This window comes from Sphaerisporangium melleum (assembly GCF_014646695.1).
GTDB lineage: Bacteria > Actinomycetota > Actinomycetes > Streptosporangiales > Streptosporangiaceae > Sphaerisporangium > Sphaerisporangium melleum.
On the sequence record NZ_BMNT01000002.1, the window covers coordinates 36,769 to 49,278 of the forward strand.

Below are 12,510 nucleotides of genomic sequence, written 5' to 3' on the forward strand. Positions count from 1 at the left end.
TGCGCGCCGGTCGCGGTGACCGGCGCTGTTTACCGGCTGGGGGGCGTGACGTGCAGGGCCGGATCGACCCAGTCGACGTGCACGCCGGTGTCGTCCGGGGACGCGGCCTCGCCGCGCAGGCACAGGCTCCGCACCCCTCGGACGTCCAGGTGGAAGGGAGTGACGGGCTTGCCCGCCTCGACCACGGCGGTGAAGATCTCCCGGTCGTCGGCCAGGACGGCGACCTTCGCCCGTCCGGCCGACTCGTCGTCGACGCCGACGGCGCCGGTGAACGTCGCGGCGCGCCCGCCGAGGTGGAAGCGCGCCTCGGAGCGGGGGGCCGTACCGAGCCCCCGGTCGTACCCCTGGCCCGCGACGCGCATGGGCCGGCCGTCCCCGGGGTTGCCCCCGCCGTTGGACTGGTCACGCTCGACGGGCCCGTCCTCGTTGACGAACGCGATCATCGGCAGCCCGGACAGCGCGTGCGTTCCGGGGGTCAGCGGGCGGACGACACGGACGTGCGCGACCACCGGCACCGGCCCGTCCCCGTCCTGCTCCACGGTCACCACGCCGAGACGCCCCGGCGGCAGCGACGAGACGGGCCGGATCTCCCACCGGACCCCACCGGCCCCGCTCTCAACGGTCCCGGTCTCTGGGGACACGGTCTCAGCCGAACCGGCGGCGCCGGACCCGGCGTGGCCGGCTTCGAGGTCGCCGGACGCGGGTTCTCCGGTGCGGCGGGCCGTCCAGCCCGGGGGGAGGCGCAGCCGGGCGCCGGGGTCGACGGTGACGGACGCGGTCCCGTCCGGCCCCACCTCGGCGACCGCCGGGAACACCCGCGGCGCCGGCAGGACCGGCCGGGGCACGGCCCGGAACGGCTCGGCGCCGGCCGGGGTGACGATGGCCACGAACCCGCCGTCCCGGGCCACCTCGACCCCGATCTGTCTCGCGTCGCCGGCGGTCGTGATGGTCTCGGCGAGCCCGGTGGCCGGCACCCCGGCGGTGCCCGGCGCGGCGTCGCCGACGACCCACACCTGGGCGTCCGGCGCCACGCCCAGCCGGTCCAGCGGCACGCGGACCGTCCGGGCCGCGCCGGTGGCGATGCCCCCCAGGAACCACCGGTCCCCGGCGCGGCGGGCGATGACGGCGTGACTGTCGGGGTCGCCGGTCAGCAGCACCGTCTCCTCCCACCACGGCGCGACCTCCGCCAGGAACCGGGCCGCGAGCGGCCGGGCCGTGTAGGCGTCGACGTGGTCGGCGAAGTGGGTGATCCCGCACTCGAACGCCACCGACAGCCCGAGTTCGTGACCGTCGCTCGTCGTGCGGTTCGCCGCGCCGAAGGCGACCGGCGTCGCGTCCATGCCGCCGGCGACGTTGCGGGTGAACGGCTGGACGACGTTGTGCGCGGCGGTGAGCGCCTGGTTCTCGAAGAACACGTAGTACTCGGCTCCGCGGATCGCCTCGTACCCAATGACCTGGGGGAACGTGCGCGCCCAGCCGCGCGGGATCACCGAGCCGTGGAAGTTCACCATGAGCCCGAGCCGCGCGGTCTCGGCGAGGATCGTGTCGTACCAGCGGTAGCGGTCCTTGGACTCCGACTCCATGAAGTCGACCTTGATCCCGGCCACGCCCCACGACCGCCACAGCGCGAGCCTGCGCAGATCCTCCGGACTGTTGAGATCACGCCAGATCGTCCACAGGTGCACCTGGACGCCCCGGCGGCTCGCGTAGGCGACGATCTCGGGAACCCAGGTCTCCTCCCACCCGCAGTCGATCAGCAGGTGCTCCCAGCCGAGGCGCGCGGCGACGTCCACGAAGTGCTTCTGCTCCTCCAGCTGCGCACCGGAGTAGAAGCCGGACCACCACGACCAGGCCGCGCGCCCCGGCCGCACCCAGGTGGCCTCCTCCAGCTCGGGCGCGGCGGCCGGCGCCAGCTCGTCCACGAACAGCGAGGACACCAGCCGGTCCAACGTCCCGACCAGGAAGACCCGCCACGGCGTCACCGGACCCCGGGTGACCTCGACGGCCTCGTCGGCGAGCGCGAAGCGCAGCGTCCGCTCGCCGGCCGTCCCCGGCTCGCCCACCTCGGCGTGCGCGCCGCAGAACCGGCCGTCGATGCCGGACTCGGTGACCAGCAGATGCCCGGGGGCGTCGAGCCGGGTCAGGAAGGGGAACCCGTAGGCGCCACTCGGCAGGTCGGCGGCGTCGGCGCCGAAGCGCGGCGTCTCGTACCAGGTCTGGTAGTCCAGCACCCAGCTCCGCGACCCGGCCGGCAGCGTGACGGCGGTGCGGTCGCCGGTCAGGCGGGCGGTGCCGTCCAGGGCGGGCAGCGCGTAACGGACGGCCACGCCGTCGGGTCCGGTGCGCAGAATGACCTGCCACTCGACGCCGGCCTCGCGGAAGGTGCAGACGGTCTCGCGGTGCTCGTAGTGGTGCTCGCCCACGGCCTTGCCCGAGCGGGCGCGGAACCGGTCGCGGACCGTACGCTCCACGACGCCCGCCGGTTCGGCGTGCGGGCCGAGCTCGACGCCGTCCAGCGAGAACCCGAGCGGGACCCCGTCAAGGACGACCTCGCCGTCGCACGTGACGGTCAGCCGCACACCCGTGTCCGTGGCACGGACCCAGGCGCTCACCGCACCCGGACCCGTCACGGGCCGGGGACGTACTTCGTCGGTCACCAGGTTCTCCATCACGATGCCGTCCGACTCTCTGCCTTGGCGGCTCACCGCCACATATCGACGACGCTATTGATCACGTCATCGCTCGTAACACGGGCTTTCACACGTACCAGATAGACGATCCGACGACTCCGGCGGGACGGCGTTCGGCTCCGCGCCCAGCGGGGGCCGACGGTCACGAAGGCGCCGCCACCACCGGCCGCGTACGTTCCGCCATCGGGCCTCCGAGGGAGCGGTCGACATGACTTCCTGGACTTCACCGAGCCGTGTCCGCTCGGGTGAGGTAACTATGAGCCCAGGTCGGAGCCAACAGGAATGGTCGAACCCGCGAATGACCTGGACGATCCGACTATCACGCTCTCCCCCATTCCTCCCCCCGGCCAGGCACAGCGGAGAACGACCGCCCACGAGCACACTCCCCACAGACCCGACCACCCCGGCCCCCGTCCGCCCCCTTCAGCCGACATCCAAACCGCACTGGAGACCGTCCCCCGGGTGCCCACGACCGCACGCTCCCGCAGAACGCCCGCTCGCTCACCGCTGGCGCTCATCCTGATGGCGTCATAGGCTGTCTCATGCAGATTTCACGCATGAAACGTCGGATAAGGCCCTAGTTGACCTGGTATCCGAAGGAGGTCGGGATGCTGATCCGGTTCCGGATGGCCAATCATCGTTCCGTCCGCGCAGATCACGAGTTGTCGCTGGTCGCCACGGAGTTCGACGAGGGGACGGCACGACGGACCGGCCTCAGACACCGAGGCCGAGATGTCCTCGCGCAGCCCGTCATCGGCCTCTTCGGTGCCAACGCGTCGGGAAAGTCCAACGTGCTGAGCGCTTTCCGGTTCATGCGAGACGCGGTCCTCGGCTCCTTCGCCGACTGGGCCAAGACGCCGGACGCCGTGCCTCGTGAGCCGTTCAAGCTCGACGCGACATCGCGCGCGGAGACGAGCCTCTTCGAAGTGGACCTCGCTCTGGGCCGCGACCCTGTCCGCTATACCTACGGTTTCGAGCTGTCCGATGAGCGGGTCGAGGCGGAATGGCTGCACGCCTACCCCCATGGCCGACGCAACATCTGGTTCGACCGAGAAGCGGATCGCCCGAACTCCGAAGGCGGAACGTTCATCTTCAAAGGGGAAGGGCTGAAGGGCGAACGAGACGCCCTGGTCAGACTGACTCGGCCGAACGCCCTGTTCCTCTCCGTCGGCGCGGCCCTCAACGACCCACAGCTGTCCCTGGTGCACAAGTGGTTCGTGAACAATCTCTGGCCGGTGACGCCAGGAGCGGACCTCGGCGCCAGGGTGGAGTGGAGCAGAAACCTGCTGACCTTGCCTGATCGGGCAGAGCATTACCGGCGGCGGATCGTACGCCTGCTCCAGTCGGCCGACCTCGGCATCACCCGCCTGGACAACGATCCCGAAACCGGTGAGATCCGGCTTTGGCATCGCACCGCGGACGGCGGAGAAGCACCTCTCGACTTCCACGCCGAGGAGTCATTGGGGACGCACGCCTGGTTCGCGTTCCTGGGCCCGATGCTCACCGTCCTGGAACGTGGATCGGTCCTGTTGGTGGACGAACTGGACTCAAGCCTGCATCCCGCGCTCGCAGCCGAGGTGGTGCGGGCCTTCCAGGATCCGGCCGCGAATCCACGGGGTGCGCAGCTGATCTTCACGACGCAAGACGCCACCCTGCTGGGCAGCGCCGTCCTCGACCGCCCCCTCGGCCGGGACCAGGTCTGGATGACGGTGAAACGACGCTCGGGAGAGACCGAGTTGTACCCGCTGACGGAGGCCAAGCCGCGCAAGGAGGAGAACCTCGAACGCGGCTACCTACGCGGTCGCTATGGCGGCGTCCCCGGAGTGACCGCGGGCGAGATCGTACGCGAACTGTCCTGGCAGGAGGCGAAGACATCGGCGTGAGCAAGCAGGCCGGCGATGGACGGCGAGAGACCGGACGACGCAGGCGCGGACGCCTGGACGACGCCCGTCCGCTCAGGCCGAGAACCAGCGCACGCTCGCGCGGGGTACGCGTTGTGTACGTCGCGTGCGAGGGCGAGTCCACTGAACCTGACTATCTGCAGTACCTGAACGAGCAGTTCGGGGAGGGTGGTGACCATGACCGCCCCCCGTTCCGGATCCAGCCGGTGTACCGCAAGAACGGTATGAGCCCGCTGCGGGTCGTGGAGGCCGTACGGGAAATCGCGGGCGAAGACGAGGCATGGGCGCTTTTCGACCGGGACCAGTGGGACGAGATTCCCGCCGCCATCAGAGTCGCCGCCGAGGCCAGGATCGAGATCGCGATGTCACACCCGTCGTTCGACCTGTGGCTCCTCCTGCACTTTCAGCCATTCGGCGGTGCACAAAGCGGGAGCAGCAAACTCGTGGTCGAGAAGCTGCGACGAGCCGCCGGCACGGACGCGTTCAAGGATTACGACAAGAGAGACGACAAGAGAGACGACAAGAGCGTGCGCCACGCCCGCCGTGACGCGCTGAAAGGACGAGAGACCAAAGCGGTGGCCAACGCCCGCCGATTGGTCGCCTCGTGCCCTCACGGGCTCTGCACTCCTGTCAACGCGATGACCGAGCCGATCGGCCGCGATTCCCCGGCACAGTCACCATGGCAGTGGTCGGCGCGCTCTGGGCATCATGAGGACTGCCCGGTTCTCGGCCGTGATCCGTCGACCGACGTGTGGCGCCTGCTGACCAGCCTGGGCATACGCACGGACGGCGGCTGAGGCCATTCTCATGCCGGCGACGGCAGGGACTGCGGCGCCGTCCTTCTCCAGCGGATCCGGCCGGAAAATCAGAGTCGGCAGAGGCACGTGGCGGCGTAGGCTTCCTGTCCGGCGGGGCGCGGACCCCCGCTCGTCCGTCTCGGGCGTACCGTCGTCAAGAAACGGCTCCAGGTCTGATCGTGATCGACATAACCGCCGACCTCGTACGCACCCTGGTCTCTGATCAGTTCCACGAGTGGAGCGGCCTGCCGGTCGAGCCCGTGGCCCGCCAGGGCTGGGACAATCGGACCTTCCGGCTCGGTGACCGGTTGACCGTGCGCCTGCCCAGCGCCGAAGGCTACGTCGCCGCGGTCGAGAAGGAGAACCGCTGCCTGCCGATCCTGGCCGCGCATCTCCCCCTGCCGGTGCCGGCGCCGGTCGCGGCGGGAAAACCTGCGGCCGGATATCCGTTTCCCTGGTCGGTACGGCGCTGGCTGCCGGGAGACACCGTCGAGGCGGCCACCGGCCTCGACGGCTCCGAGCTGGCACGGGACCTCGGCGGCTTCCTGACCGCGCTGCGGCGCGTCCCGGCGGACCAGGGGCCGGCAGCCGGTCGGCACTCCTTCTTCCGTGGCTGTCACCCCAGTGCCTACAGCGACCAGGTCCAGCACGCCCTCGACCGGCTCAAGGGAGTGGTCGACGTGGCCGCCTGCGAGTCCGTCTGGGCGAGCGCGCTGATCTCGGCCTGGCCGCACCCGCCGGTGTGGTTCCACGGCGACGTGGCCGCCGGCAACCTGCTCACCACCGGCGGGAGGCTGTCAGCGGTCATCGACTTCGGCACCTGCGGGGTCGGCGACCCGGCGTGTGACCTCGTCATGGCGTGGACGCACTTCACCAGCGACGAGCGGAAGATCTTCCGTGCGGCGGCCGGCCTTCCCGACGACGCCTGGAGACGCGCACGCGGATGGGCGCTGTGGAAGGCGCTGGTGACCATGGCCGCCCTGTCCAGTCCCGACCCCGATGCCTTCCAGGCCCGCGTCCTCCCCCACGTACTGGACGATCCGGTCATCGAATGACCTCCGCCGCACGATCACTTTTCTATCGGCGACGCCACAGGCCGACCGACCAGCGGACCGGGCGGTTCGGCGCCTCGGGTGACATGCCGAGCTTCACGGTGATGACCGCCTTCCTGCCCTTCGGTACCTTCAATTCGGGCAGTGCCCCCGGGAACGGCCCGCTCGTCCACACGCCGCACGTGGCTCGCGAGGCGAGGCGGCCGTTCACCTTCACCGTGAATGACAGCCGTGAAGCCACGTCCCCGGTGCAGATCTGGTCGATGGCGAGCGGTCTCCCATCGCCGAGCACGTCGAACGCCAGTGACCTGTCGCGCGGCCAGGTGCCGGTCCGGGTGTCGGCCAGCCGATAGCCCCTGATCTCGGGCAGGGCTCGCGGCGCCGGCGGCTCGATCGGACGCTCGGGCGGCGCCCACTCGTACACGGCCAGCGAGAAGGCGACCTTCCGGTTATCCGGCGGCACACAGGAGCCCTTCGCCATAATGCAACCGCTCAGCCGGTTGACCAGCTCGAAGGAGACCTTGATCCGATCGCCGGCACCCGCGGGCACGACGAGCGGCGCCAACCGCCTGCCCTTTTCGCACGGCAGCAGGTTCCCTGTGGGCGCGGAGCCGATGCGGATCCGCACCCCCATACTTGATCGGACGCCCCCGGAGCAGACCGCCGCGACGTCCAGCGGCCTGCCCGAGACCGGCACCGTCACGGTGGCCTTCGTGGAGCCGGCGGCCGCGACGGCGGCCACGGCCAGGCGCCGGTACTCGGCGCTGTCGGCCGCGGTGAAGGCCCTCGGCAGCGGTTCCTGCCGCTCGGCGGGCCTGGAACGTGGAGTGGACGTCCGGTCCGGCGACGGGGCGACCGCCACCGTGTCCGGACCCGGCTGTGCACGGCCCGGCAGGAAGGCCAGTGCCACGACCGCGACCGCGCTCAACGCCGCGCCCGTGGCGGCCGCGCGTCTGCGCCGTCGTATCGCGCGGATGCGCGCCTGGACCTGTTCATGCCGAACGGGGTTGGCGGGGGCGGGGCCTTCGCCATGGGAGCGCAGGACGTCCCGGAGATCTTGTACGGTCACGGATGCAACTCCTTAACGATCGAGTCGTCCACGCGCAGCTTGGCCAGCGCCTTGGCGGTCTGGCTCTTGACGGTGCCGGGCTCGCAGTCCATCAGCCGCGCCACCTCGGCTACCGGCAGGTCCTCGTAGAAGCGCAGCACCACCACGGCCCGCTGCCGGGCGGGCAACCGTCCTATGGCCTGCCAGAGCGCCTCGCGTTCGGCGAGGCCGCCGGAGCCCTCCGGGGCAGGGGTGTCGGGGATATCGTCGCGGGGCACCTCCCGCCGCCACCGCCTGCGCCACCACGAGGTGTACGTGGTGACCAGCACCCTGCGCACGTACGCCTCGGGCTCCTGCACACCCGGCCAGGCGAACCATGCCTTGGCCAGGGATTCCTGCAACAGGTCCTCCGCCAGCCCCCAGTCGCGGGTCAGCAGATAGGCCGTGCGTAACAGCCGGTCGGACCTCGCCAGCACGAAGTCCTCATACGACGCCCGATCGGCCACGCGCATCCTCCCGTCCGCCGGCACCCCCGGCCACGTCGCCGGAGCCCTTCATCCGGCCCGTCCTCCCTGGTGACGCATCGACCCGCACCCCAGGTTGCCCACCCCGCCCGACCGTCGGCGCCACCCGACCGCTCGGAGAGATCGAGATGTACTGACGGGGGACATTCGGCGCGCTTGCCTTTGAGTACGCTCACACGCCTAGCGTCTTGGCCATGGAGTCAGATGACGCGCTGCGTGAAGCGCTCCGCCTGGCGGTCGACCCGCCAGGCGGGGTCTCGATCGAGGCATTGCGCGAGCTTGCCCGCGATGATGACGCGACCGATTGGGACATCGCCACGACGGCTGCACATCTCGCGGTGAATCCCCACACTCTGCGCTACTACGAGCGCATCGGCCTCGTCCGTGTCACTCGGAACAAGGCCGGCCATCGTCGCTACGACGCGGCCGCGATCCGGCGCCTCGTGTTCTTGACCCGAATGCGCACCTCAGGCATGCCGATCAGCGATCTGCGCCACTATGTCGACCTCGTTGACGCCGGACACGACACCGTCCCCGAGCGCATGGAGATGATGCTGGAGCACCGCGACACCCTGCGCTCTCAGATCGCCCAACTGCAACTCGCCCTTGCCGCCACCGAATACAAGATCGCCACCTATCAGGGAGCCCCTCTACCATGACGACCACCGTCGGCCCTCAGTACGACATCGACAGCCCTGACAATCTCGCCCGCCGCCGTCACGGACAGGCGGTGCTGTCCCGGATCGACGGCCACCAGGGCGAAGCAGTCATCGACTCGCTCGCCGACATGAACCCGGCGCTGGGGCACCACATCGCCGCATTCGGCTTCGGCGATATCTACGACCGGCCAGGACTTGACCCCCGCAGCCGCCAACTTGTCACCCTCGGGGCCTTGATCGCGCTCGGTGGCTGCGAGCCCCAACTCAAGGTGCACATCGGAGCGGCACTGAACGTCGGCATCAGCCGCGAAGAGATCACCGAGGCGATCCTGCACGCCGCCTGCTATTGCGGCTTCCCCCGCGCCGTCAACGCCACCTTCGCCGCTCGCGAGGTCTTCACCGAACGCGACGCCCCGCCCGCCAACTGAACCCGGCTCCCTCCCCTGGCCCAGTAGCCGACGCGGCTGCCGACCCTCCCTTCCCCGGAGTCCACCCGTATGTCCCATTCGAGCGCGAGAGGCTCACCTGGTCTGGGCACCGCGAGCCGCAGCTCGTCCGGCGAAGAGCCCGGCGGCCATCCCGATACCGCAGGCCAGCAGCGGCCAACCGTACGGACGACGTGGCTCCCACTTGTCGAGCACGACCAACAGCCCGGACACCAGGACGCACGCCGTGGCTAACCATGCGAAACCGCGACCCAGAGCTCGAAAACTGGCGCTACCGACCATGGCCAGGAGAAGAGTGGCCAGCACCACACCTGGCAGCGCCAGCTGCACGTAGTAGAGGACCTGCCGGACCTCGTACGACTGCGCCTCCACGACCGGACCAAGGGGAATTTCGATGAGCAGGGTCACGATGGACAGCGGAAAGGCCATCAGCAACATAAGGAGCCATCCGTAGACGGTGTCTCCCAATCGACCTTCCATGGTCATCCAGGTGAGCACCCCCACCGCTGCCAGATAGCACACAAGAGCCGCCATCTCCGGCAGCGCGCGCCTTCGACCCCCGCTGTGCGGCATAGGAGCCTTTCATAGGAAGTAGGGGGTCAGGGCCCACGGACGAGGTCAAGCGTCAACCGGATAGCGAGAACTACCCCAGATGATCCGCCCAGCCGCCCTTGATGCCGCCGATGAAAGCTCCCCATGCGCTAGGCCTGAAGGCGAGCACCGGCCCCTGCGGATTCTTCGAGTCGCGGACCAAGCACAGTTTTCCGTCTTCCTCCCGGTGCCACAACGGGGTACCCTCCACCGCCTCGGCGATGGCGAGCTCGACGCAGCCATTCGCACCCTCGCTGAAGCTACTCTTTCGCCAGCTTCGGATGATGACCGGTTCCACTGTCCGCGACATGCGATGTCTCCTTACCTGGCACCTAGAGCTCCCCAGCGATGCGACCGATCATTGCGAGTGATTCGTCCGGGCCGAGCGCCATGGCACGCAGCTGGTCGAATACCAGGCCATATCGGTGCACATCCGTATCATCCTCGATGTACAAGCTGCTCGCCATGGTCTCGACGTAGACAACAGAAGGATCATGCCTGCCGGAGAACTCCATGATCGAAAAGGCGCCGACCGCGCCGGGGTGCGCTCCAAGCGCGTTCGGCAATACCTGGATCGTCACGTTCGGCCGCTCGGCTTGTTCCACAAGGTACTTGCACTGATCGCGCATGACATCGGGACCGCCGGTGACCCGTCGCAAAGCGGCTTCGTCCAGAACCACCCAAAGGTTCAGCGGATCGGGCCGCCGCAACGCTTCCTGCCTGGTCAGCCGGATCTCCACTCGCCGGTCGACCTCCTGCGCCGGGGCGAGGGACATCAACCCTGACCGGATGATCGCACGAGCGTACGCCTCCGTCTGCAATAGGCCGTGGACCAGAAGCAGGTCGTAACGCTTGATCGCACTCACCGAGGCTTCGAGGCTGATGTAGTTGGTGTACTCAGTGGGGATCGAGTCGTACATGTCCCACCAGCCCCGCCGATGATCAGTGCGCGCCAGCGTCAGCAAGGCTTCACGCCGACTTTCCGGCACGTTGTACAGATCGAGAAGCGCCCGCAGGTCCTTCGCCCGCACACCGACACGGGCCGTCTCCATACGGCTCAGCTTCGACGCCGACCAGCCGACCGCCTCCGCCACCTGGTCGCCGGTCAGGCCAGCGCGTTCACGAAGCGCCCTCAGCTCACCGGCCAGCCTGCGCCGCCGGACACTCGGCCCCTGAGCCACTCTCCATCACCTCTTCCGACACGGCGTCAGTGTCGCGCACGGACGGTGATCGTGAGGACGACATCACCCCAGAAAGCTGGAGCTGCAATTCTTGCAGTTCTCTTGCCGCACCAAACGCCGTAAGTATTCTCTCGATTACTCACAGCGATGGGAGCGGTATGACCACAGACGGTTTCGCGGCAACGATCAACCTGACCGGCACGAGGACCTCGGTTCGGCGCGCACGACACTTCGCTCAGGACCTCTTGGGCGAGGGACACCCCGCGCTGGATGACATAGTGCTCGTGGTCAGCGAGTTGGTGACCAACGCATTGACCCATTCACGCTCAGGCGAAGGAGGCGGAACGGTGAACCTGACCATCAGGAACACCGATCGCACGGTCCGCGTCGAGGTCAGCGATGAGGGGTCTGCTACGAGCGTTCCGCACGTGCGGAACGAGCCCGAGGCCGAGGGAGGGCGAGGGCTGCACATCATCAGCGCCCTGGCCAAGGAGTGGGGGGTGACCCACCGCAAGTCGGGCGTGACCATCTGGTGTGAGGTATCCACGGGTGACGGTGCCTCTGACCCGTGATGTTGTGGCGAGATTCCCGGTACGAAGACGATCCTTGGGAGAGGCTCGTTCTGAAGCGTGTTCGGCCATGTCAGGCCAGTACGCTGGCTGCGGTTGTTCGCGCGGTGAAGGAGTCGCTCATGACCACCGATCCAACGATGACCCGCATCGGCCAGGGGGTGGAGTTACACCACCAGCAGGGTCAGCGTGATGCCGCTCGCGAGCTGTTCGCGCAGATCTGGGATGACATCGGCGGCGAGCAGGGCGATCCGCTGCATGTGTGCGTCCTCGCCCACTCGATGGCCGACGTGCAGGACGATGTGCGCCAGGAGCTGATGTGGGATCTGCGCGCACTTGCCGCCGCCGATCTGGTCACCGACGAGCGGGTGGCCGAAGCCGGGGTGCCGCTGTCCGTGGCCGGCCTGTATCCGTCGTTGCACCTGAACTTGAGCGAGTGTTATCGCAAGCTGGGCGAGATCGACCGCGCCCGTGAGCACCTCCGGCAGGCGCGGGCCGGGATCGGCGCGCTCGGCGACGACGACTACGGGCGGCTCATCAAGGGTGGCCTTGAGCGACTGGCCGGCCGGTTGGGCGATGATCCCGTGCCATCAGGGGATACGGAGAAGTGACGGAAGCCGCTTCCGGCTCGCACGTCCCGGAAGAGCCAACACCCGGCCGTGCGTCTTCCGGCTCGCGCCTCCAAGGAGACACCCCCCCTGGCCCTGCGTCCACCGGCTCCCGCGTACCAGGAGAGGCCGGGCCCGGTCGTGCGTCGACCGGCTCGGGTGCCACCTCCGTTCGTGAGCGCGCTGCCGGCGGCGGGCCGTCTGCGTCGGGGCATCTGGACGCGCTGGACGGGATGCGGGCCGTCGCGGCGTTCGCGGTGCTGACCTTCCACGTCGCCATCGAGTCGGCGACGGCGCTGCAGGACGACTTCCTCGGCGCTCTGCTGGCCCGGGGCGATGTCGCCGTACCCGTCTTCTTCACCCTGTCCGGCCTGCTGCTGTACCGGCCGTACGCCAGGGCCGTGCTGGAGGGCACTCCTCGGCCGGCCACCGGAACCTACCTGG

The 12,510-nt window shown here is 69.0% G+C and carries 14 protein-coding genes; 8 read left to right on the forward strand and 6 right to left on the reverse strand.

Annotation, left to right across the window (positions count from 1 at the left end):
* Positions 1-29: 29 nt before the first annotated feature.
* Positions 30-2,657, reverse strand: coding sequence for a glycoside hydrolase family 97 catalytic domain-containing protein (locus IEY93_RS02040; protein ID WP_189161205.1), 2,628 nt, complete (start codon positions 2,655-2,657; stop codon positions 30-32).
* Positions 2,658-3,298: 641 nt separating this feature from the next.
* Between IEY93_RS02040 and IEY93_RS02045 the strand changes: the two genes are divergently transcribed.
* The 3 genes from IEY93_RS02045 (at position 3,299) to IEY93_RS02055 (ending at position 6,443) form a co-directional block, all read left to right on the forward strand.
* A complete protein-coding gene (locus IEY93_RS02045) occupies positions 3,299-4,573 on the forward strand; it encodes an AAA family ATPase (protein ID WP_189161206.1) in 1,275 nt (424 codons plus the stop codon).
* A complete protein-coding gene (locus IEY93_RS02050) occupies positions 4,570-5,388 on the forward strand; it encodes an RloB family protein (protein WP_189161207.1) in 819 nt (272 codons plus the stop codon). Before IEY93_RS02045 ends, IEY93_RS02050 begins: the two co-directional genes overlap by 4 nt.
* Before the next feature lie 179 nt (positions 5,389-5,567).
* Positions 5,568-6,443, forward strand: a complete 876-nt coding sequence (locus IEY93_RS02055) for an aminoglycoside phosphotransferase family protein (RefSeq protein ID WP_189161208.1) — start codon at positions 5,568-5,570, stop codon at positions 6,441-6,443.
* Between the two features lie 22 nt (positions 6,444-6,465).
* Here the strand turns inward: IEY93_RS02055 and IEY93_RS02060 are convergent, their stop codons facing one another.
* Both IEY93_RS02060 and IEY93_RS02065 read right to left on the reverse strand, forming a co-directional pair.
* Positions 6,466-7,509 (reverse strand): hypothetical protein, encoded by a 1,044-nt coding sequence (locus tag IEY93_RS02060; RefSeq protein WP_189161209.1) that lies wholly within the window; start codon positions 7,507-7,509, stop codon positions 6,466-6,468.
* Complete coding sequence (locus tag IEY93_RS02065; protein WP_229690779.1) at positions 7,506-7,994, reverse strand: SigE family RNA polymerase sigma factor; 489 nt, start codon at positions 7,992-7,994, stop codon at positions 7,506-7,508. The genes IEY93_RS02060 and IEY93_RS02065 overlap by 4 nt, the downstream gene beginning before the upstream one ends.
* Positions 7,995-8,206: 212 nt before the next feature.
* Between IEY93_RS02065 and IEY93_RS02070 the strand changes: the two genes are divergently transcribed.
* Together IEY93_RS02070 and IEY93_RS02075 are read left to right on the forward strand one after the other, a co-directional pair.
* Positions 8,207-8,671, forward strand: a complete 465-nt coding sequence (locus IEY93_RS02070; protein ID WP_189161211.1) for a MerR family transcriptional regulator — start codon at positions 8,207-8,209, stop codon at positions 8,669-8,671.
* Positions 8,668-9,099, forward strand: a complete 432-nt coding sequence (locus IEY93_RS02075; protein ID WP_189161212.1) for a carboxymuconolactone decarboxylase family protein — start codon at positions 8,668-8,670, stop codon at positions 9,097-9,099. Before IEY93_RS02070 ends, IEY93_RS02075 begins: the two co-directional genes overlap by 4 nt.
* A gap of 93 nt (positions 9,100-9,192) precedes the next feature.
* Here IEY93_RS02075 and IEY93_RS02080 read toward each other — a convergent pair whose 3' ends face one another.
* The 3 genes from IEY93_RS02080 to IEY93_RS02090 all read right to left on the reverse strand — a co-directional run bounded on the left by IEY93_RS02080 (position 9,193) and on the right by IEY93_RS02090 (position 10,889).
* Positions 9,193-9,621 (reverse strand): hypothetical protein, encoded by a 429-nt coding sequence (locus IEY93_RS02080; RefSeq protein ID WP_189161213.1) that lies wholly within the window; start codon positions 9,619-9,621, stop codon positions 9,193-9,195.
* A gap of 139 nt (positions 9,622-9,760) precedes the next feature.
* Entirely contained in the window at positions 9,761-10,018 is a 258-nt protein-coding gene (locus tag IEY93_RS02085) for a DUF397 domain-containing protein (RefSeq protein WP_189161214.1), read from the reverse strand.
* Positions 10,019-10,040: 22 nt separating this feature from the next.
* Entirely contained in the window at positions 10,041-10,889 is an 849-nt protein-coding gene (locus IEY93_RS02090; protein WP_189161215.1) for a helix-turn-helix domain-containing protein, read from the reverse strand.
* 158 nt (positions 10,890-11,047) lie between these two features.
* Between IEY93_RS02090 and IEY93_RS02095 the strand changes: the two genes are divergently transcribed.
* From IEY93_RS02095 to IEY93_RS37720, 3 genes are all read left to right on the forward strand, one after another.
* Positions 11,048-11,461, forward strand: a complete 414-nt coding sequence (locus tag IEY93_RS02095) for an ATP-binding protein (protein WP_189161216.1) — start codon at positions 11,048-11,050, stop codon at positions 11,459-11,461.
* Between the two features lie 119 nt (positions 11,462-11,580).
* The gene (locus tag IEY93_RS02100; RefSeq protein WP_189161217.1) at positions 11,581-12,069 is read left to right on the forward strand and encodes a hypothetical protein; all 489 of its coding nucleotides are present in this window, start codon (positions 11,581-11,583) and stop codon (positions 12,067-12,069) included.
* A gap of 230 nt (positions 12,070-12,299) precedes the next feature.
* The coding region (locus IEY93_RS37720) for an acyltransferase family protein (protein WP_229690780.1) at positions 12,300-12,510 on the forward strand (211 nt) is incomplete at its 3' end.